The sequence below is a fragment of the Saonia sp. genome (genome assembly GCF_056326165.1).
In genome coordinates, this window is the sequence record NZ_JBWFBN010000014.1 from 62,794 (window position 1) to 84,378 (window position 21,585).

23 protein-coding genes, 2 tRNA genes and 1 pseudogene are annotated in these 21,585 nt (G+C 34.2%); 14 read left to right on the forward strand and 12 right to left on the reverse strand.

From position 1 onward, the window contains the following. Positions 1-157: 157 nt before the first annotated feature. The 12 genes and pseudogenes from AC000W_RS12460 to AC000W_RS12515 form a co-directional block, all read right to left on the reverse strand. A complete protein-coding gene (locus AC000W_RS12460; RefSeq protein WP_474748738.1) occupies positions 158-1,621 on the reverse strand; it encodes a Gfo/Idh/MocA family protein in 1,464 nt (487 codons plus the stop codon). A 210-nt stretch (positions 1,622-1,831) separates the two neighbouring features. Further along, positions 1,832-3,325 carry a M20/M25/M40 family metallo-hydrolase gene (locus AC000W_RS12465; protein WP_474748740.1) on the reverse strand — a complete coding sequence of 498 codons (1,494 nt, stop codon included), beginning with the start codon at positions 3,323-3,325 and terminating at the stop codon, positions 1,832-1,834. A 38-nt stretch (positions 3,326-3,363) separates the two neighbouring features. After that, positions 3,364-3,588: a hypothetical protein gene (locus AC000W_RS12470; protein WP_474748742.1), complete on the reverse strand. Its 225-nt coding sequence runs from the start codon at positions 3,586-3,588 to the stop codon at positions 3,364-3,366. Further along, the gene (trpA, locus tag AC000W_RS12475; protein ID WP_474748744.1) at positions 3,588-4,352 is read right to left on the reverse strand and encodes a tryptophan synthase subunit alpha; all 765 of its coding nucleotides are present in this window, start codon (positions 4,350-4,352) and stop codon (positions 3,588-3,590) included. The genes AC000W_RS12470 and trpA overlap by 1 nt, the downstream gene beginning before the upstream one ends. 45 nt (positions 4,353-4,397) lie before the next feature. Further along, a complete protein-coding gene (gene trpB / locus AC000W_RS12480) occupies positions 4,398-5,576 on the reverse strand; it encodes a tryptophan synthase subunit beta (RefSeq protein ID WP_474748776.1) in 1,179 nt (392 codons plus the stop codon). A gap of 72 nt (positions 5,577-5,648) precedes the next feature. Further along, positions 5,649-6,323 (reverse strand): annotated as a pseudogene (locus AC000W_RS12485) (phosphoribosylanthranilate isomerase); the annotation flags it as partial. Next, positions 6,323-7,105 (reverse strand): indole-3-glycerol phosphate synthase TrpC, encoded by a 783-nt coding sequence (trpC, locus tag AC000W_RS12490; RefSeq protein WP_474748745.1) that lies wholly within the window; start codon positions 7,103-7,105, stop codon positions 6,323-6,325. The gene trpC and the pseudogene AC000W_RS12485, both read right to left, overlap by 1 nt. Positions 7,106-7,179: 74 nt before the next feature. After that, entirely contained in the window at positions 7,180-8,172 is a 993-nt protein-coding gene (gene trpD, locus AC000W_RS12495; RefSeq protein ID WP_474748747.1) for an anthranilate phosphoribosyltransferase, read from the reverse strand. A gap of 82 nt (positions 8,173-8,254) precedes the next feature. Next, complete coding sequence (locus AC000W_RS12500) at positions 8,255-8,824, reverse strand: anthranilate synthase component II (protein WP_474748748.1); 570 nt, start codon at positions 8,822-8,824, stop codon at positions 8,255-8,257. Position 8,825: 1 nt separating this feature from the next. After that, positions 8,826-10,223: an anthranilate synthase component I family protein gene (locus AC000W_RS12505; protein ID WP_474748750.1), complete on the reverse strand. Its 1,398-nt coding sequence runs from the start codon at positions 10,221-10,223 to the stop codon at positions 8,826-8,828. 242 nt (positions 10,224-10,465) lie between these two features. Then, positions 10,466-11,044 carry a YceI family protein gene (locus tag AC000W_RS12510; protein ID WP_474748752.1) on the reverse strand — a complete coding sequence of 193 codons (579 nt, stop codon included), beginning with the start codon at positions 11,042-11,044 and terminating at the stop codon, positions 10,466-10,468. A 45-nt stretch (positions 11,045-11,089) separates the two neighbouring features. Then, the gene (locus tag AC000W_RS12515; RefSeq protein WP_474748754.1) at positions 11,090-11,536 is read right to left on the reverse strand and encodes a MarR family winged helix-turn-helix transcriptional regulator; all 447 of its coding nucleotides are present in this window, start codon (positions 11,534-11,536) and stop codon (positions 11,090-11,092) included. A gap of 130 nt (positions 11,537-11,666) precedes the next feature. On the opposite strand from AC000W_RS12515, the gene AC000W_RS12520 reads away from it, so the two are divergent. From AC000W_RS12520 to AC000W_RS12585, 14 genes are all read left to right on the forward strand, one after another. Continuing rightward, the gene (locus AC000W_RS12520; protein WP_474748756.1) at positions 11,667-12,212 is read left to right on the forward strand and encodes a TlpA disulfide reductase family protein; all 546 of its coding nucleotides are present in this window, start codon (positions 11,667-11,669) and stop codon (positions 12,210-12,212) included. Positions 12,213-12,214: 2 nt separating this feature from the next. Further along, positions 12,215-12,832 carry a thioredoxin family protein gene (locus AC000W_RS12525; RefSeq protein ID WP_474748758.1) on the forward strand — a complete coding sequence of 206 codons (618 nt, stop codon included), beginning with the start codon at positions 12,215-12,217 and terminating at the stop codon, positions 12,830-12,832. Positions 12,833-12,909: 77 nt separating this feature from the next. Further along, positions 12,910-13,221 carry a rhodanese-like domain-containing protein gene (locus AC000W_RS12530; RefSeq protein ID WP_474748759.1) on the forward strand — a complete coding sequence of 104 codons (312 nt, stop codon included), beginning with the start codon at positions 12,910-12,912 and terminating at the stop codon, positions 13,219-13,221. Between the two features lie 58 nt (positions 13,222-13,279). Beyond that, positions 13,280-14,563, forward strand: coding sequence for a DUF2851 family protein (locus AC000W_RS12535; RefSeq protein WP_474748760.1), 1,284 nt, complete (start codon positions 13,280-13,282; stop codon positions 14,561-14,563). A gap of 8 nt (positions 14,564-14,571) precedes the next feature. After that, entirely contained in the window at positions 14,572-14,799 is a 228-nt protein-coding gene (locus AC000W_RS12540; protein WP_474748762.1) for a PspC domain-containing protein, read from the forward strand. A gap of 2 nt (positions 14,800-14,801) precedes the next feature. Then, on the forward strand, positions 14,802-15,833 hold the full coding sequence (locus AC000W_RS12545; protein ID WP_474748764.1) for a potassium channel family protein: 1,032 nt from the start codon (positions 14,802-14,804) through the stop codon (positions 15,831-15,833). A gap of 65 nt (positions 15,834-15,898) precedes the next feature. After that, a complete protein-coding gene (locus AC000W_RS12550) occupies positions 15,899-17,485 on the forward strand; it encodes an alanine/glycine:cation symporter family protein (RefSeq protein ID WP_474748765.1) in 1,587 nt (528 codons plus the stop codon). A gap of 11 nt (positions 17,486-17,496) precedes the next feature. Beyond that, positions 17,497-18,366 (forward strand): ComEA family DNA-binding protein, encoded by an 870-nt coding sequence (locus tag AC000W_RS12555; RefSeq protein WP_474748767.1) that lies wholly within the window; start codon positions 17,497-17,499, stop codon positions 18,364-18,366. A 28-nt stretch (positions 18,367-18,394) separates the two neighbouring features. Further along, the gene (locus AC000W_RS12560) at positions 18,395-19,567 is read left to right on the forward strand and encodes an acyl-CoA dehydrogenase family protein (protein ID WP_474748768.1); all 1,173 of its coding nucleotides are present in this window, start codon (positions 18,395-18,397) and stop codon (positions 19,565-19,567) included. 89 nt (positions 19,568-19,656) lie between these two features. After that, a complete protein-coding gene (rpsU, locus tag AC000W_RS12565) occupies positions 19,657-19,851 on the forward strand; it encodes a 30S ribosomal protein S21 (protein ID WP_167961659.1) in 195 nt (64 codons plus the stop codon). Positions 19,852-19,936: 85 nt separating this feature from the next. After that, positions 19,937-20,827, forward strand: a complete 891-nt coding sequence (locus AC000W_RS12570) for a tyrosine-type recombinase/integrase (RefSeq protein WP_474748770.1) — start codon at positions 19,937-19,939, stop codon at positions 20,825-20,827. 40 nt (positions 20,828-20,867) lie between these two features. After that, on the forward strand, positions 20,868-21,170 hold the full coding sequence (gene hpf / locus AC000W_RS12575; protein WP_474748772.1) for a ribosome hibernation-promoting factor, HPF/YfiA family: 303 nt from the start codon (positions 20,868-20,870) through the stop codon (positions 21,168-21,170). A gap of 100 nt (positions 21,171-21,270) precedes the next feature. Further along, positions 21,271-21,344: transfer RNA gene (locus tag AC000W_RS12580), tRNA-Thr, on the forward strand. A gap of 24 nt (positions 21,345-21,368) precedes the next feature. Then, positions 21,369-21,450: transfer RNA gene (locus AC000W_RS12585), tRNA-Tyr, on the forward strand. Positions 21,451-21,585 lie beyond the last annotated feature (135 nt).

Sequence of the window (21,585 nt, forward strand, 5' to 3'; positions counted from 1 at the left end):
TTTTTTGTTTAAATTAATAAAATGATTCATACTTATGACGAAACAGATAAAGTAAAAGGAGACATTTATTTTTAAATAAAAAACCCGAGATTTAAGGGGGAACTTAATCTCGGATTTTAATATGTAAAAGATTTATTGGATTTTAAAAGAAACGTTTCTACATTTCCCAACCTTCTCTATAGGTTCTTCCCACAAATTGGTTGGCTTCTTCCAAATTGGTAATTCTCATGTTCTCACCATCCCACAATAGTTTTTTACGGGCGTAGAAATCCATATTTCCTTCACTGTTCTCTTTTCTTAGCATATAACTACGAATAGCTAGATTACCCATTAGAACAGTTTCAGTCATGGGGCCAGCATAGTCAAAAGAAGATGTAAGTCCAAGATGTTCTGGACTATTAAATCCTGCTTTACAGGCATCTACCCATTTGCGTTGGTGACCATATTCTGGCTCATCGTTTTTTTCTACTTCTGGACCAAACTCTGTGGTACCGTCATTTAAGTATAGTTTGGGCATAATGGGCGAGCTGTCATTGATGTTAGTAGAAATGATTCCTTTTTCTCCATGTATCAATACACCATTGGCACTATTTTTGCCTCCTATATCATGGTCAGCAGGGATAATATCTGGATGTGAAGGACGTATACCACCATCGCTCCATGTCATTTCAATTGGAGATTTACTCTTTTCGGTAGCGCCAAAATTCAATGTAATGAAGGAAGATGCTGGGCAACCTTCTGGGTGATAGTCTGGTCTCCACATTTGAGAAAAAACAGAGCCAACACTACATTCTGCATCAGTTGGGTATTTTAAACCCAATGTCCTAAAAGGAATATCTATTAAGTGGCAACCAACATCACCAAGTGCTCCTGTACCATAATCCCACCAACCTCTCCAACTAAATGGATGTAAATTGGGTGTATAAGGTTTGTATTCTGCAGGACCCAACCACAAATCCCAATTTAATGCTGAAGGTTTTGAGCTTTCATCCGGTTGAGGAAAAGCACCTCCTTGTGGCCATACAGGTCTATTTGTCCATACTTCTACTTTAGATATTTTCCCTAATACTCCAGAATCCACCCATTTTTGAACCATATCTAAAAGAGGGTTGGACCCTCCTTGATTTCCCATTTGGGTTACTATTTTCTTTTCTCTGGCCATTTCGGTAAGCATGCGTGCTTCCCTAATGTTATGGGTCATTGGTTTTTGGACATACACATGAATTCCACGTTCCATGGCATACTTGGCTGCTGGGCCATGCACATGATCGGGAGTAGAAATAGTTACTGCATCCAACTTTACATCATCCAACATTTTTCTATAATCATCAAACAATTTTGCCTTTGGAAAATTTTCTATAGAACCTTTTGCAGAACCAGAAAAATCAACATCACAAAGAGCAACCACTCTTTCTCTTCCATTTACTGATGCATTTAGAATATCACTTCTACCTTTGCCCCCAGCACCAATTGCTGCTAAATGTAATCGGTCGCTTGGAGCAGTATAGCCCACACCACCAAGTACATGTCTAGGGACAAGAAGAATACTTGAAGCCATAGCTCCTTTTTTTATAAATGACCTTCTGGATTTATTTGGTTGTTTTGATTTTGGTTTACTCATAATTACGGCCCTTTTGGTTTTTATATTTGAAATTGGTTACAACATAGCACTTTACAATTTCTTCTTCCTTCTAAATGTAAGAAATATCAAGAAAATAGATTATGGTTTTTTATTTGATGTGCTAAAATTTATGAATTTTATTCTCTAGGTGTGATTTATACCTCTTGCGTTTGTGTTAAAGTATAAAATAAAATTATGTTTTGGATATATTTATTTTTCTGAGCTTAGAATACCATAAAAAGCTTGAATCCCATAGGCAATCTGACCAATTTTAAGATTTTCATTGGGACTGTGCTGATTATTATCTGGGTTAACCATAGGAACAATAAACGCTGGAATTTTTAATTCATTGATAAAAGGCGAAATAGGTACAGTACCTCCCATGATTCTAATTTGTACAACCTCTTCATTAAAAGTATTTTTTAATACATCAACTAAAAAGTTGCCATGTGGATTATTCAAGTCAGTTCTAAAAGCATCCGTTACACTTCCTTCTGCAATTGTCATGATTTTGTCATGTGCCAAACGTTCAGATTTGGTAGGGATACTATCGGTTATATAAAAGCCTTGGTTTTCTATGTGGCTTTTTACCAAACCTTTTAACCTATTACCATCAGTTTCTGGTACCAAACGAATATCTAGTTCTGCTGTCGCACTTTCAGGGACAATGGTTCGGGCCTTTTTGCCTACCCAGCCAGAACCCAACCCTCTAATATTTAAGGAAGGATATTGTAATGATTCTTGATAAAAACTGCCTACTTTTTCTGAAGCCTTTATTTGTAAATTATTTTTTATGGTGTTCTCATCATCAGGTACACTTTTTAGAACAGCTAAAGTATTTTCATTTAAAGTGATTCCGTCATAATATCCTGGAATAACTACTTTTCCATAAGCATCTTTCATACTTGCCAATACTTCTGCCAATTGAAACCCTGGATTTGGAGCATAATTGCCATAGTGGCCACTGTGCTGTGGTTTTATTGGACCATAAGTGGTAAGAGATAGGGTTGTGATTCCCCTACAACCATATACAATAGTGGGTTTACCAGAAATATGAACGGGCCCGTCATTAATGACCAAAAAATCTGCCTCCAGTAACTCTCTATACTCTTTTACAGCTTTTGGCAATGGTTTGCTACTTTTTTCTTCTTCACTATCTAAAATTACTTTTACATTGAAAGGAATTATTTTATTGTTCTTTTTTAATAAATCTATTGCGTTTAAGAACATAACAATAGGTCCTTTATCATCAGATGTAGAACGACCAAAAAGCCGCCACTCATAATTTATATCAGTGTCTAAATCCGAAAAAGGAATAATTTTCCAATCATCCCCATCCGCAGCTTTTAATTCAACCGCGTATGGATTGGATTGATTCCACTTACTTGGGTCTACAGATTGCCCATCAAAATGCATATAAAAAAGAACAGTTGGTTTACCGTCCACCATGGGTAATGCGGCAAAAAATAAAGATTCACCTTCTGTGGGCAATACCGAAGTGTTAAAACCACGAGCATTGAATTTTTGTGAAAGCCACGTGATATTTCTATTAATGTCTGCATGTTCTAAAGCATCGTTGGGAATAGAGATAAAATCCCTTAATTCGTCAATAGTATGTCGTATTTGAGACTTAAATTGAATTGAATCTTGAGCGAAAGAAAAAGTAGTATAAGAAACAATTAATAGGAAAAATAATTTTCTCATTTTCATATTCGGTTTGCAAGATTTAAAAATAGACAATTCTATTTTTTAGACAAGGAAATAAGCTTTAAAATTACCAACCTAAATAGAAGAATATATGAAAAGCCATGTAGTACAACATCAAACCAATCCATAGGTTTCATTTCAGTTGCACCTCCAGAAATCCATTTTATTTTTCCCCAGATGTGTGGTTCTGGAAAAAATGGGGCTAGTCCAAAGGTTAGACAGAGTAAAATTATAACTTTCCAATTATTGATAATATTCATTAGACTCTTATTCCTTTTACAAATTCATCAATCTTTGTAGCTCTATTTTTTGTCAAATGCTTTATAAAAGCAGAGCCAATAATAGCACCTTTTGCTTTTTCCGTTGCCTGATTAAAAGTATCAGCGTTACTAATACCAAACCCAACTATTTGTGGGTTTTTTAGGTTTAGGTTAGCTATTCTATTAAAATAGTTGCTTTGCTCTTCTCCTAAGCCTTGTTTGGCTCCTGTGGTACTGGCAGAACTTACCATGTAAATGAATCCGTTTGAAGCTTCATCAATTTGACGAATGCGCTCATCACTAGTTTGCGGTGTAATTAAGAATACATTTACAAGACCATATTTCTCAAAAATAGCTTGATATTTTTCTTGGTATACATCCAAAGGAAGGTCAGGAAGAATAAGTCCGTCAATACCTATTTCAGCACATTTTTTACAGAATGCTTCTACACCATATTGAAAAACAGGATTAAAATATCCCATAATAATCAAAGGAATGTAGACTGTTTTTCTAATGTCTTTAATTTGATTAAAAAGAATTTCAGTAGTCATTCCATTTTTTAGCGCAGCGGTGGAACTTTCTTGTATAGTTGGTCCATCGGCCAATGGGTCACTAAAGGGAAGTCCTATTTCAATTAAATCCACCCCGTTTTTTTCCAATTCTTGAATTACCGTTACCGTATCATTTAAGTTTGGATAACCAGCGGTAAAATATATAGATAGGATTTTTCCGTCTTCTTGTAATTTTTGATGTATTCTGTTCATTTTTTTGTCCGTTTGTCATTCCTGCCTAAGCAGAAATGACAAAAATTATAGTTTAAAATAATCAATATAATTCTGTAAATCTTTATCTCCACGACCCGATAGATTTATCACCACAATATCATCCGAGTTAAATCTACGTTTTTCAAAAACTGCAAACGCATGGGACGATTCTATTGCGGGAATAATACCTTCTAATTTTGTTAGTTCCATTCCTGCCATCATTGCTTCATCATCAGTAATTGAAATAAATTCTCCTCGTCCGCTTTTATATAAATGAGCATGCATAGGGCCAACCCCAGGGTAATCCAATCCTGCTGAAATGGAATAGGGTTCAGTTATTTGTCCATCGGGAGTTTGCATTAATAACGTTTTACAACCATGAATGATTCCTTCTTTTCCTAAAGCTGAAGTTGCGGCACTCTCACCGGAATCAATTCCTAAGCCAGCTGCTTCTACAGCAATAAGCCCAACTTCTTCTTCATGTAAATAGTGATAAAATGCACCGGCAGCATTACTGCCACCACCTACACAGGCAATAACATAATCAGGATTTTCCTTTCCTTCTTTTTCTTTCAACTGCCATTTAATCTCTTCGGATATGATAGACTGAAAACGTGTAACCATATCTGGATAGGGGTGAGGCCCAATAGCAGAACCAATTATGTAATGGGTGTCTACAGGATTGTTTATCCAGTCACGAATAGCTTCATTGGTTGCATCTTTTAGGGTTCTACTTCCTGATAATGCTGGTCTAACCTCTGCACCAAGCATTTTCATACGTGCAACGTTTGGTGCTTGGCGAGCAATATCAATTTCACCCATATACACAATACAATCAATTCCCATTAAGGCACAAACGGTGGCAGTGGCAACACCGTGCTGACCAGCGCCAGTTTCGGCAATAATGCGTTTTTTACCCAAACGTTTTGCCATTAAAATCTGCCCTATAGTATTGTTTACTTTGTGCGCTCCAGTATGATTAAGGTCTTCACGTTTAATGTAAATTTTTGTGTTGTATTTTTTAGACAATCGGTTTGCGTAATATAGCGGCGAAGGTCTGCCTACATAATCTTTTAATAGCTGGTTAAACTCTTCTTTAAAAGAAGGTTCTTCCATTACCTTAAGATATTGCTGCCTTAAATTTTCTACATTAGGATATAACATTTCCGGAATGTATGCACCCCCAAATTCACCGTAATATCCTTTTTCGTCTACGTTATACATATTAGTTGATGGTTGATAGTTATTGACTGTTGGTTTTATACCTATCTTCAATAACTTCTTAAATTCTTTTAATTTTTCTATATTTTTTAGTCCTGGGGAATCTTCAAATTTACTGTTGATGTCTATGGCGTGACAGTATTTGGATTCAGGTTTTGTTATGAATGATAGTATGTCTTCAGTGTTATCTATACCAATTCCTCCACTTAAAAAATAGGGTTTGGTAGAAGGGTAGTTCGCTAGAACTGACCAGTTAAAGGTGTATCCATTTCCGCCAGGTAATTTCCCTTTGGTATCAAATAAATAATAATCACAGACATCTTCATAGGGTTCTAAAACTGAAAAATCGAATTCATATTTTATAGAAAATACTTTAATGATGTCAATTTTTGTCCCCTCGAGCGGAGTAGAGAGGTTTGAGGTCTCGACTTCGCTTGACCCGACAGTTATTTTAGCATGAGATTCCGAAACAAGTTTGGAATGACGCTGTTTTAAATTAGCACAATACTCCGGAGATTCATGCCCATGAAGCTGAACCCCATTTAATCCAAAATCTTTTATTTTTTCAATAACCTCTTCAAGAGGAGCATCAACAAAAACACCTATTTTTTTAATGTTAGAATTAATTTTGGGCATTTTGCCTTCAAAACTTCTTTTGGATGGTTCCCAGAAAATAAAACCCAAATAATCTGGCTGTAGTTCTGCTACAGCTTCTGGGTTATGATTCATTCCGCAAACCTTGAGTTTCATTATTTTAATGCTTTTATAAATTCAATTGCACTTTCCGCCGGATTTTCCGTTTTCATAAAGTTCTCACCAATTAAAAAACCTTGATAACCATAAGGCTTTAATTCCTTAATGGCTTCAATACTACTAATGCCGCTTTCAGATACTTTTACAAATTCATCTGGAATTATAGATGATAGATTTTTACTGGTGTCTAAACTAACTTCAAAAGTTTTTAAATTTCTATTGTTTACACCCAACATGTCTAGACTTGGCATTACGGATTTATGTAATTCTTCCTCATTATGAACTTCTAACAGCACATTGAGCCCTAAACTTTGAGCAAGTTCTGATAAGGTTTTAATTTCCGCTCTTGTCAATATTGCAGCAATTAATAGAATAGCGTCAGCACCATGTGCTTTGGCTTCTAGTATTTGATATTCATCAATGATAAATTCTTTTCTAAGCAAAGGCAGGTTTACAGATGCTCTTGCTAGTAATAAATCTTCCAAAGAGCCACCAAAATATTTAATATCTGTAAGGACACTCATACCACAAACTCCAGCTTTTTGGTACCCTTTGGCCACTTGTCCTACATTGGCACTTTGATTAATGCTTTTTTTGGATGGTGAACGTCTCTTAAACTCTGCAATAATACCAGTGGAACTACCTCGTAATGCATTGGCTAAAGAAACGGTTTCGCGTTCAAAAAAAACCGATGCTTCCAATTGGGAAACCGGAATTATTGATTTTTTTAAATCAACTTCCTTGCGTTTGTCTCTAGTTATTTTAGTTAGAATATCCATAGTTATTTGTCATTTGGAACAAAGAGAGAAATTTTTCAATAACTTCTCGACTCCGCTCGAAGAGACATTTTGTTTTACTTACTCAGTTCCTGTAATTTTTTTAAGGCTATTAAGCCTTTTCCTCCTAAGAGTGATTCTTTAGCTTTATCAAAACCTTCTTTTGGAGTAAGCCCTTCTACAGTTGCAATTGCAATTCCTGCATTGGCACATACCACATTGTTTTGTGGTTCCGTACCCCTTCCTTGCAGTACATTTAAAAATATTTGAGCCGATTCTTCTATACTATCCCCTCCAACAATTTCACTCTGTAATATAGTGTCAACTCCAAAATCTGATGGTTTTAACATGCTTTCAGAATTTCTTGAAATGGTTTTAGTATTCCCTGTCAATGATATTTCATCGTATCCATCTAGTGCATGAAGCACGGTAAAATTCTTATCCGTATTCTGATATAGATAGCCATATATCCTGGCCAATTCTAAATTGAAAACGCCAACCATTTGGTTTTTGGGAAATGCAGGATTTACCATGGGGCCTAACATATTAAAAAATGTTTTTACCCCAAGTTCTCTGCGGATTGGAGCAACATTTTTCATTGCTGGGTGAAATAACGGCGCGTGTAATACACAGATACCAGCTTCTTCAATTGATTTTTTTAGAAAACCTGCTTCATTACTGAATTTTATGCCCAAAAATTCCATGACATTACTACTTCCACATTTTGAGGATACACCATAATTACCATGCTTGGTTACTTTAACACCAGCACCTGCCGTTACAAAAGAAGACAATGTTGAAATGTTAAACGTGTCTTTGCCATCACCACCTGTACCACATAAATCAATAGGGTTGTAGTCTGATAAATTTACTGCCTTGCAAAGTTCTAAAAGAGCATCTCTAAATCCTTCTAACTCCTCAATAGTGATGCTGCGCATCATATAAACCGTTAAGAATGCTGCTATCTGACTGGTATTGTAATCGCCTTTGGCAATATTTACCAAAATCTGTTTAGCATCTTCTTTTGCAAGAATTTCGTGATTGATTAATCTATTTAATGTCTGTTTCATTTTTTAAAAGTTTTCAGTCGTTAGTATTAAGTATAAAGCGCAACAGTCTTAGTACTTTATACTGATTACTCTGTACTTAGCTTTAGCTTTCTAACCAATTCTTCAACATCTGTTTCCCTTGTGGTGTCAATACCGATTCTGGGTGAAACTGCACACCCGTTATATCATATTCTTTATGTCTAAGAGACATTACTTGTCCATTTTCATCAAAAGAAGTTGCTTCGAGAACTTCTGGCAAATTTGGATTAACAACCCATGAATGGTAACGACCTACTTCTATTTCTCTGGGCATTCCTTCAAAAATAGGGTCATCAACAGTAATATTAATTTTTGTTGCAATACCATGGTATACTTGGTCTAAGTTTTCTAAACTTCCGCCAAAGACTTCACCGATAGCCTGTTGCCCTAAACATACGCCCAATATGCGTTTTGTACTAGCATATTTTTTTATAATGTCTTTCAATAGTCCAGCCTCATCTGGGATTCCTGGGCCAGGAGATAGAACAATATCACTATAGTTATCAACTTCTTCCAGAGAAAGTTGGTCATTGCGTTTTACAATTACTTCGCAATCTAAATCTTCTAGATAATGCACCAAATTATAAGTGAAACTATCGTAGTTATCAATCATTAATATTTTTCTCTTGCTCATTTTAGATTGTTTCAGCAATTTTTAGAGCTTTGTTTAAAGCACCTAATTTGTTATAAGTTTCTTGTAATTCGGCATCAGCATTTGAAGCAGCCACTAAACCAGCACCTGCCTGAAAATGTAATTGATGATTCTTACTCAAAAAAGTACGAATCATAATGGCATGGTTAAAATTGCCATTAAAGTCCATAAACCCTATGGCTCCACCATAATACCCACGACTGGTTTTTTCATATTTTTCTATGAGCTGCATTGCCATATGTTTTGGCGCGCCACTTAATGTTCCCGCAGGGAAAGTATCTGCAACCACTTTCATAGTAGGAATATCCTTTTTCTTTTGCCCAGTTACTTTGGAAACTAAGTGAATTACATGTGAGAAGTACTGAACCTCTCTATAAGTTTCCACCTTTACCGTGTTTCCGTTTCTACTTAAATCGTTACGAGCCAAATCTACAAGCATTACATGTTCGCTGTTTTCTTTTTTGTCTTGCGCCAATTCTATGGCCAATTTGGCATCTTGCTCATCGTTCCCTGTTCTTTTGTAAGTTCCAGCAATTGGGTGAATTTCAGCTTTACCATCCTTTACAATCAATTGTGCTTCAGGAGAACTTCCAAAGATTTTGAAATCTCCATAATCAAAGAAGAATAAGTAAGGTGAAGGGTTTATGGAGCGTAATGCGCGGTACACATTAAACTCATCTCCTTTAAACTCCTGAGAAAAACGTCTAGATAACACTAATTGAAAAACATCACCACGTTGACAATGTTTTTTAGCCAATTCTACATGTTCTTTATACTCTTCATCTTTTAAGTTTGATGTTGGTTCACCTTCAATAGAGAAGTTATAAGAAGCAAAATCGCGCACCTTTAAAAGCCGTTCAATTTCATCTATATTACTGTCACCATCATAGCAATGAGCAAAAAGATAGGCTTCGTTTTTAAAATGATTTATTGCAATAATATTTTGATAAACAGCATAGTACATATCTGGAATTGCAACACTGTTATCTTTTTTAGTAAGGTCTATATCTTCATAATACTTAACCATATCATAGGCCATATACCCAAAAAGACCATTGTTGATGAACTTAAAATCTTGGTCCGAAGCTGAAAATTTCTTGGAGAAAGATTCAATAATTTCTGGAACGTCTGTATTTTTTGTAATTACTATTTCTTCAGTAGTTCCATCAGGAAACTGTTGTGTAATAAGTTCGTTTTCAACTTTTATTGATGCAATGGGATTACAACAAACGTATGAGAAACTATTGTCATTAGCATGATAATCGCTACTTTCTAATAGAATACTGTTGGGGAATGTGTCCCTAATTTTTAAATAGACACTTACTGGAGTAATTGTGTCTGCTAGTATTTTCTTGTAAAATGTGTTCAGTTTATAAGTCATATTAAAAACTATAAATTAAAAAAGGCTTGTCGTGAACGACAAGCCTCTATATATTATAATAGCATGGACTATCTCACGACGTTTGACGTAAGTTGTTCCACCACCAAGTATTTACTGCGTTTAATTTCATTAGGTCAAATATAGAAAGGAATTTTAAATTATCAAACTCCATGATATGTAAAAATAATAATCCCCATCATGAATACACATAATGGGGATTATAACAGTAGGGTTTCGGGGCGTTAAAGTGCCATGTCTACTACAAGATCAAACTCATCATAGATTAATTTGTCTCCAAGGTTGTCAAAAAAGCTACCAGAATTATATTTCACATTATATTTAGATCGATCCACTTTTAATGTAGCAGTAGCCTTATTTTCGAAAATTGAAATTACAAAGGTTATTGGATTTGTAATTCCTTTAATAGTTAAATCTCCAGTTACTGTATAAGAATTTTTATTGAAAGATGTTGCTTTTGTTATAACCAATTTAGCTGTTGGGTGAGCTTCTACTCCAAAAAAGTCATCAGATTTAAGATGTCCATCCAATTTTGCGCTCATATCTCCCATATCATCGGTAGTTGCCAGTGTAGTCATATCAACTACAAATTCTCCACCGGTAAGCTTATTACCATCAAATTCTAAAAAGCCTTCCTTTAAGGCAATGGTACCACCATGTTGACCTGTTACCTTGTATCCTTTCCAAGTGACGGTGCTCTCACTGGTTTTTACTTCTTTTTTCTCTCCATCTATTGGAGTGTTAGCTGTTGCTGTAAACCCAACTACAACTGCTAGTACTAAACTAAATACATTTTTTTTCATTTTTTGTTTAAATTAATATGTTAATGATTTAAGTGATTGTTATTATTAAAATTTATTTAATAAGCTGTTTAATTCTATAAGCTCTTCATTTTTAAAATTTTCGAGCAATGTTTTCTGCGCACGGGTTATTTCATTATCCATCTTTTCAAGAACTGTACCACCTTTCTTTGTTAGGGTGATTTCTACTTTTCTTCTGTTACTTTCACATGTTGTACGCTCTACAAACTCCTTCAATAATAATTTATCCACCAATCTAGTTGTATTACTCATTTTTGTGACCATGCGTTCATTAAGAGTACTAAGGTTGGCTGGTTTTCCATTTTGTCCTCGCAATATCCTAAGCACATTAAATTGTTGTAGGGAAACATCAAAAGGTTTTAAGGCATTGGACAAAGACTCATTTATTTTGTTGTTTACCAAAACCAAATGAATAATAGACTTGCTTTCCAGTGATATTTCCTTATCCGTTTTTATAATTTTTTCTACATTCATGTAAATACAACAATTGTATATACAAATGTATATCTATAATTTCTGTTTAAATGTTAAAAAGAGATAAAATTTTGTTAAAAAAGCTATGTCCAATTTTATGATGATTAATTTTATTTATCAATGATTTGATATGCAGAAGATTACACTTTTACTGGTTGTGCTTTTGATAACAGCTTGCGGTTCAAAGGAAAAAAAAGAAAAGCAAATGTTATTGGCAAATCTTACATTAAAGGAAACCGTAGAAGTAGATGGCCTTAATCTTCCTGTGTATGACTTTGATGGAATAGAGCCTATGTTCCATATGGATGATGACAAAACATATATAATTAATTTCTGGGCTACATGGTGCCAGCCTTGTGTAGAGGAACTGCCTTATTTTGAAAAAATACATTCAGAACAAAGGAAAAATAATGTCGAAGTAATCTTAGTCAGCTTGGATATGCCCAAAATGTGGGAGACAAGACTTGTTCCTTTTGTAAAGAAAAATAACCTTAAATCTAAGGTAGTTATTCTGGATGACCCCAAGCAAAATACTTGGATTCCAAAGGTGGACAAAGATTGGTCTGGAGGAATTCCAGCCACAATGATTTATAATAAAGAGAAAAAGACCTTTTATGAGCAGTCCTTTACCTATGACGTGCTCAAGACCAATTTAAATGAATTTATAAAAAAATAACTATGAAGAAAATCAAGAATTTAGGACTTATAGTACTCTTGTTAGTTGCTAGTGCTTTTACGGTTAATTTTAATACCATGGTCGATGGCTATTCGGTTGGGGATTACGCCTCCGATTTTAGTTTAATAAACATTGATGGAAACAAAGTTTCTATGGCTAATTTCCCAGATGCTAAAGGGTTTTTGGTCATTTTTACTTGCAACAGTTGCCCTTACGCAGTGGCATATGAGGATAGAATTATAGCCTTGGACAAAAAGTATAAGAAGTTAGGCGTACCTGTAATTGCAATAAACCCTAATAATCCTGATGTACAACCTAGAGATAGTTATGATAAAATGAAGGAGAGAGCCAAGGAAAAAGGATTTACTTTCCCTTATTTATTAGATGAAGGACAAAAAGTATTTCCGCAATATGGAGCAACAAGGACACCACATGTATATTTATTGAATAAGAAGGGTGAAAAATACAAAGTAGAATATATTGGTGCTATTGATGACAATTATTCTGATGAAACATCAGTTGAAACAAAATATATAGAAGATGCCGTTGATGCCATGCTGGCGGGTAAGAATATTGAAGTTAAATCTACAAAAGCAATAGGATGCACTATTAAGGTATAACAATAAATAAAATCTATAGTAAAAATCCGAAATGTAGTTTCGGATTTTTACTTTTGCAGTCAACAATACAATTACGCATGGCAGATTTATCACAAATAGAATGGGAAGAACAATTGGAAAAGGACGAAAATGCATTTATCCTTGATGTTAGAACACCAGAAGAACTAGAGGAAGGATATATTCCTGGGGCTACGAATATTGATATTTATTTAGGTCAGGAATTCTTGGCTGAACTGGAAAAACTAGACAAAGCCAAAAACTATTATGTTTATTGCCGTTCTGGAAACAGAAGCGGGCAAGCATGTGCTTTAATGAACCAGTTGGGTTTTGAAAATGCGTATAATTTGGAAGGTGGATTTATGAACTGGGAAGGTGATGTGACTGAATAGTAAAAGAAATAACGAGTAAAATGAATCCTGCTTCGGCGGGATTTTTTATTTTCGGTACATGCGAGAGGATTTACTGCATTTTATTTGGAAACATAAAAAGGTACAAGCATCTGGTTTGTATTCTACCAATAATGAACCTATTTCTATTGTAGATTTTGGCATGCATAACTTATTTACTGGGCCAGATTTCTTAAACGCCAAAATTGAAATTGATGACCAGTTGTGGGCTGGGAATGTAGAAATGCATGTAAATTCATCAGATTGGTATGCGCACCACCATGAGGAAGATAAAAATTACGAGAGCGTTATTCTTCATGTAGTTTGGGAAAACGATTCTACTATTTTTAGAAAGGATAATACAGAGATTCCTACTTTGGAATTGAAAAATTTTATTTCACAGAGTCTGCTCGAAGCACATCAAAAACTATTGGATAAAAAAACTATCACTTTTATAAATTGTGAAAAGGACATTGAAAAGATTGATGATTTCCTTTTTAAAAATTGGCAGGAGCGCCTCTATTTTGAACGTTTGGAAAGAAAATCCGAATTGATATTGGAACTTTTGGAGCAATCTAAAAATGATTGGGAAAAAGTACTTTTCTGTATGTTGTTAAAGAATTTTGGCCTCAATATAAATGGCGAATCATTTTTAAGCATTGCAAAATCTTTGGACTTTTCAATAATTCGCAAGCTGCAAAATGATGTTTTTCAGTTAGAAAGTATTTTATATGGTCTTTCGGAACTTATAGATGATAATGAAATAGTTGATGATTATTACATCACTTTAAAGAGAGAATATCAATTTATAAAGAATAAATATTCAATTGAGAGTGATGGTGTTATAAAGCCAAGTTTTTTTAAATTAAGACCACCTAATTTTCCTACAATCAGACTATCTCAAATTGCAAACTTATACGCAGCTCATCAGAACATTTTCAGTAAAATAATCAATGCAAATTCTATTGATGAAATATATGCTGTTTTTGAGGTTTCGGTAAGTGATTATTGGGACAATCATTATGTTTTTGGAAAAGAATCTAAGAAGAGCACCAAAAAACTCACTAAAAAATTTATTGACTTGGTTATTGTAAATACAGTACTTCCATTAAAATTCTGTTACGCAAAACATATGGGAAAAGATGTTAGCGAGGAGCTTACCAATATTGCGTCAAACATAAAAAAGGAAAAAAATACTATAATTGATAATTTTCATAAAATAGGAATATACTCTATAAATGCATTAGATAGCCAAGCAATCTTACAATTGTACAATGAATATTGCACAAAGAACAAATGTCTGCAATGCGCAGTGGGAGCTAGTTTATTAAATAGAATTGACTAATTTTAGGCATGAAATTTTTCTATCAAATATTATATTATTTCCAAAAAAGAGGTTTTGAGGTTTGTAGAAGGATTGCGGAACGGATTGGAATTAGAGCTAGAGTAGTAAGAACATCCTTTATTTATTTAACCTTTGTTACTTTAGGATTTGGTTTTGCATTGTATCTGTTTTTGGCATTTTGGTTAAAAATTAAAGATTTGGTATACACCAAAAGAACATCAGTTTTTGATCTGTAATTATGATAAAATTTTTTAGATCCAAATTATATTTAGCACTCTTTCTAATGGCTTTGGTGCTGCTTATTGGAGTGGTAGGGTATAAATTTATCTCGGACTATTCTTGGATTGAGGCTTTTTACATGACCATTATAACAGTGACTACTGTTGGTTTTTCTGAAGTAAAGCCATTAGGGACAGAGGCGAAAATGTTTACGGTTTTTTTGATTGTGACCAGTGTTTTTGTATTCGGTTTTGCAATATCCGTCATTACAGAATATATACTAAGTAGAAATTCTCTAGAACTCCTAAAAAAGAAAAAAGTGAAAAATATGATTAGTAACCTATCCAACCACATTATTATTTGCGGCTATGGACGAAATGGAACTCAGGCCGCTGAAAGATTAAAAACTTATAACAGACCTTTTGTTATAATAGAACGAGATAAGGATGTAATAGAAAAATATGAAGACGCCATTCTATTTGTGGAGGGAGATGCCAATGAGGATGAGGTTCTTATGGCGGCTGGTATAGAACGTGCACAATATCTCATAGCGGCCATGCCAGATGATGCCGCCAATTTGTTTGTGGTACTTTCGGCAAAACAACTTAATAAAGAACTTATTATTATTAGCAGAGCATCCCAAGTTGCTTCTCAAAGAAAATTAAAATTAGCTGGGGCAGATAAGGTTATTATGCCAGATAAAATAGGGGGCGACCATATGGCATCTTTGGTAGTAATACCAGATTTAATAACCTTTATGGACAAACTTTCTTTGGAGGGAGAGCATAATACCAATTTGGAAGAAGTGGCCATTGAAGACTTTGGAGGACAAGTGGAAGGAAATTCTTTAAGGGATTTGGATTTAAGAAGAAAGACAGGGTGTACTATTATTGGTTATATAGAGCCAAATGGAAACTATATTATTAATCCTGAGGCTGACCTAAAATTAGAGTCAAGAAGTAAGGTAATTGTTTTAGGAAGGTCAGAGCAGATTAAGAAATTAAATGAAATGTTCCATATAGTTGAACCACATTTCAACACCAATACTTGATTGTATTGGTAATTTTTATGATATTGCCAAATTAACTGACTAATTTAAAATTTAAAACTGAAAATATGAAGTACAGAATTCTTGCGTTGCTGACGATGTTTGTTCCATTTTTTTCATTTTCTCAGGAAATGGGGCTTGATGAAAAAATTGATCAAGGATTTAAACCCATATCAGATTTCTTTTCCAATGTAATTTTCTTTGAAATAGGCGGAATCCCTTTCGTTTTAATATTATTGGTTGTAAGTGCTTTGTTTTTTACCATTTATTTTGGGTTTCCAAACATTAGGTATTTTGGAAAAGCTATAAATGTAGTAAGAGGTAAATATGATGACATTGACCATGCCGTATCGGAAGAAATGTACGGTGATTCCACTCCAGGGGGTGATGCAATTGAGACAATAAAAGATGAAAGTAAAGAAGGTGAGGTTACACATTTTCAAGCATTGGCAACAGCGGTTTCTGGTACCGTGGGGAATGGAAACATAGCGGGGGTGGCTCTAGCTATTGCATTGGGCGGACCTGGAGCAACTTTTTGGATGGTAATATGTGGTTTATTAGGTATGTCCACAAAGTTTGTGGAATGTACACTTGGGGTTCAATATAGGGATGTAGATGAAGATGGAATTGTATATGGTGGTCCAATGTATTATATAAGCAAGGGCTTAAAGGATAAAGGATTTACGATGCTTGGTAAAGTTGCAGCAGTGCTATTTGCTATATTCTGTATTGGTGGTTCTTTTGGTGGTGGAAATGCTGCCCAATCTAACCAGGCAACCATTGTTCTTAAAGAATTAATGGGGCTGGAAAGTACCAGTGCTGGAGCAGTCATTGGATTAATACTCGCAGTTGTAGTAGGTATCATTATTATTGGAGGTATCAAAAGAATTGCATCTGTAACCGAAAAAGTAGTGCCTTTTATGGCAGTAATGTACTTGGTGGCATGTTTGTATATTATTCTTAGCAACTTCTCTTTGATTGATGATGCAATTGGACTAATTTTAAGAGAGGCTTTTAATCCAACAGCAATTGGTGTAGGAAGTGTTATTGGAGTATTGTTGGTAGGATTTAAACGAGCTGCATTTTCCAATGAAGCAGGAGCTGGTTCAGCGTCTATTGCTCATTCAGCTGTTAAAACAAAGTATTCGGCTTCTGAAGGATTAGTTGCTTTATTGGAGCCATTTATAGATACTGTTGTAATATGTACCATGACAGCCTTGGTAATTATCATTTTTAATTTTGGTGGTTATTTTGAGTATGGTGGAGATGGTGGTGCTGTTATAATTGATGGTGCTTCCTATGAAGGTGCAGGTATTACTTCAATGGCTTTTGCCAAGTACATCCCATATTCAAATATATTCTTAACAATTGCCGTAGTATTGTTTGCTGTTTCTACCATGATTTCATGGTCTTATTATGGATTGCAATCATGGAAATTTCTTTTTGGAAGAGGTAAAGTGGCTGATTTAGTGTACAAGTTATTGTTCTTATTGTTTATTATAATTGGTGCTGCAGCAAGTATGAAATCTATATGGGATTTCTCCGATGCAATGATTTTTGCAATGGTGTTCCCAAATATGGTAGGATTGTACTTTTTGTTCCCAGTAGTTAAAAAACAATTGAACAGATACCTTGAAGCAATAAAGACTAGATAATAATAGTATAATTGAAAAATTTAAAATCCCACTTTAAGTTCAATAAACAAGAACGGAGTGGGATTTTCTTTTTGTTACTAATTATAGTTCTACTTCAGGCCGCTTATTTCTTCTATACTTCCATTGATTTAAACAATGAAAATGTATTGTCAGTTGATTTAGAATTTCAGGAAGAAATCAATGAATTAAAAAAGCATCAGATAGAGAAGAATGCATTTAAAACCTATCCTTTTAATCCAAATTTTATAACAGATTATAAAGGTTACACCTTGGGGATGTCTGTTAATGAAATAAATAGGTTACTTATTTTTAGGGCCACGGATAAATATATAAACTCTGTTGAAGAGTTTCAAGCAGTTACTCAGGTTTCCGATTCTTTATTGGAAAGTATCTCACCTTATTTTAAGTTTCCTGAATGGACAAAAAATATAAAAAAACAATCTATTCTAAAAACTGATAGGTCTAGTTATGTTAATAAAGAAGTAAGGGGCATTAATAAAGTAACTGCTTTAGATTTAATGGAGATAAATGGAATAGGAGAAAAACTATCAGCTAGAATTATAAAATTTAGGAATCGTTTGGGTGGTTTTATTGTTGATGAACAGTTGTATGATGTGTATGGTTTGGAGCCAGATGTAGTTCAAAGGACATTAGAGAAATATAAAGTATTGAATCCACCAGAAATCAAGAAGGTAAATATTAACACTGCATCAAAAGAAGAAATAGCTCAATTAGTTTATATCCAATATAATGTGGCACAAAAAATAGTGGAACATAGAGAGAATATTGGGGTAATAAATTCGTTTAAAGAATTAGAATATATAGAAGATTTTCCATCTAATAAGATTGATAGAATTCAACTATATTTGTCCCTTCGTTAACCTAAATAACTAGGTGTAGATTAAGTGTATGGATACAAGATATTTCAGTGAAGAGCATAATTTGTTTAGAGAAAGCCTAAGGGATTTCTTAAAGAAAGAAGTTGTGCCACATATTGATAAATGGGAAGAAACTGGAACTATAGAGCGGTTTATTTGGAAAAAGTTTGGTGACATGGGCTATTTGGGGCTTACCTATCCCATACATTATGGCGGCTTGGAGTTAGATTTGTTCTATACTGTAATCTTGTTAGAAGAATTGCAAAAAGTGAATTCTGGAGGTTTTGCTGCTGCAATATGGGCACATATGTATTTAGCAATGACCCATTTAAACAAAGAAGGAGACCACAGAATAAAGAGCGAATATTTGGCACCTAGTATTGCTGGGGATAAAATAGGATGCTTGTGTATTACGGAACCTTTTGGAGGGTCTGATGTGGCAGGAATGAGAACTACGGCAACAAAAAAAGGGGATAGCTATATTTTAAATGGCTCCAAGACCTTTATAACTAATGGTGTATATAGTGATTATTTAGTTGTTACGGCAAAGACATCACCAGAATTAGGGAACAAAGGAATAAGCATTTTTGTAGTGGATAGGGAAACACCTGGAATTTCAGCTACAAAACTTAATAAACTGGGTTGGAGAGCTTCTGATACTGGAGAGATTGCTTTTGATAATGTAGTTATCCCAGAGGAAAACTTAATGGGTGAAGAAGGAAAAGGGTTTCCTTATATAATGCAGCATTTTTCTTTGGAAAGATTAATTATGGGGGTTAATGGCCATGCACGTGCTGAGTTTGCTTTGGAGTATACAATGAATTATATGTCGGAGAGGGAGGCTTTCGGAAAAAAAATTAATGAGTTTCAGGCGTTAAGACATACTATAGTTGAAAGAACAGCTGAGGTAGAAATGTGTAAAGAATTTAATTACTCTGTTGCTCATAGATTAAATAAAGGTGAGTATGTAGTTAAAGAAGCTACGATGTCTAAATTGTTGTCCACTAAAATAGCGGACGGTACTATTTATGATTGTTTGCAAATGTTGGGTGGCTACGGCTATATGGAAGACTATCCATTGGCTAGGTTGTTAAGAGATAGTAGATGTGGACCTATTGGTGGCGGTACTTCAGAAATATTAAAAGAAATTCTATCAAAAATAATTATAGATAAGAAAACATATAAACCTGCAACAAAGGTTTAAATGAAATAAAAAATGGTTTGTGTATGATATATTGATAATAATAGTATATTTGCACACCAAAAATCACAAAAGAGAGGAGGTTAGAGCCAATGTTAATAATACCAGTAAAAGAAGGAGAAAATATAGATAGAGCTTTAAAGCGTTTTAAGCGTAAGTTCGATAGAACGGGTACAATGAGACAGTTGAGAAGTCGTCAACAGTTTACTAAACCTTCTGTTGAAAGAAGAGCTCAGATACAGAAAGCACAATATATCCAAGGTTTAAGAGACCAAGAAGAGATATAAGTTCTTTTTTATAAAATATGAATCCCACATTTCATTAATGAGATGTGGGATTTTTTTTTGGACAAAGTTCATGTAACTTTGTTTTATGGCTTTAGACCCATTTATTTCTTACCTCTCTTTAGAAAAGAACTACTCGCAACATACAGTAAATGCCTATAAAAAAGACATTAAAGGATTTGCAGTTTTTGTTTCGAACGAATATGGTGTAAACAGTATAGATAATATAGAATATACTGTTATTAGAAGTTGGATAGTTAGTTTGGTAAATACCTCAATGTCCAATCGTTCCATAAATAGAAAGATAGCTTCCTTAAAGGCATACTATAAATTTTTATTGAGAATAGGTGAAATTGAGGTAAACCCTTTGGCAAAGCACAAGGCATTAAAGACATCTAAAAAAGTAGAAGTACCTTTTTCTGAAAAGGAAATGGAAAATGCATTGCAACAAATTGAGTTTAAAGATGATTTTGAAGGCCTTAGAGATAAATTGATTATTGAATTGTTGTACACCACAGGAATCAGAAGGGCAGAGCTAATCAATTTAAAAATGATACATGTGAATTTGTCTTCTAATGTTTTAAAAGTTTTAGGAAAACGAAATAAAGAACGCATGCTGCCACTATTGAATTCAACATGTTCCCTATTTGAGGAGTATTTTGAATACAGGAAAAATTCTCAAAAAATATCAGATAAAGACTACGTTTTTTTATTGAAGTCAGGCAATAAACTATATGAAACTTTTGTTTATAGAATAATAAATCATTATTTTAGTATGGTGTCCTCTAAAGTAAAAAAGAGTCCACATATATTAAGGCATACCTTTGCTACCCATTTGTTGAACAAAGGGGCAGATTTAAATTCTGTAAAGGAGTTATTGGGACATTCTAGTTTGGCATCCACACAAGTTTATACTCATAATAGTATTGCCGAACTAAAAAAAGTGCACTTGTCTTCCCATCCAAGAAGTAGGGAATAGTGATATAATCTTTTTGTCTAACCTTTTAAAAACGTATTCTATGAAAGTAAATGTGCAATCCGTAAATTTTACTGCTGACGGAAAACTAATTGATTTTATTCAAAATCGAATGGACAAGCTAGATGTTTTTTATGATAAGGTCATAGATTCTAACATTTACCTTAAGGTAGAAAATACAAGTTCTAAAGAAAATAAAATAGTTGAAATCAAAGTTCATGTTCCTAAAGATAAATATGTTGTAAAAAAACAATGTAAATCTTTTGAAGAAGCGGTGGATATTGCATGTAATTCATTAGAAAGAAAACTTGTAAAACGAAAAGAAAAATTAAGACTTTTTGCTTAACGAAAATTTTACTAAAATAGTTTTGTTTAAAAAAAATTATATTTACATTTGCAGTCCGTTAGAAATAGCGGACTTTTTTATGCGTAAAAAGGTCGAAAATGCCGATGTAGCTCAGCTGGCTAGAGCAGCTGATTTGTAATCAGCAGGTCGTGGGTTCGAGTCCCTCTATCGGCTCGTTTTGTTGAAAATTTAGTTTGAGGGGAGATACTCAAGCGGCCAACGAGGGCAGACTGTAAATCTGCTGACTACGTCTTCGCAGGTTCGAATCCTGCTCTCCCCACAAAAACTAAAAGCTATATTGCGAAAAAGGTATAGGTTATTTTGAAATATTGAAGTGTTTTTGGAATTGTCCAAAAAAATGCGGGAGTAGCTCAGTTGGTAGAGCGTCAGCCTTCCAAGCTGAATGTCGCCGGTT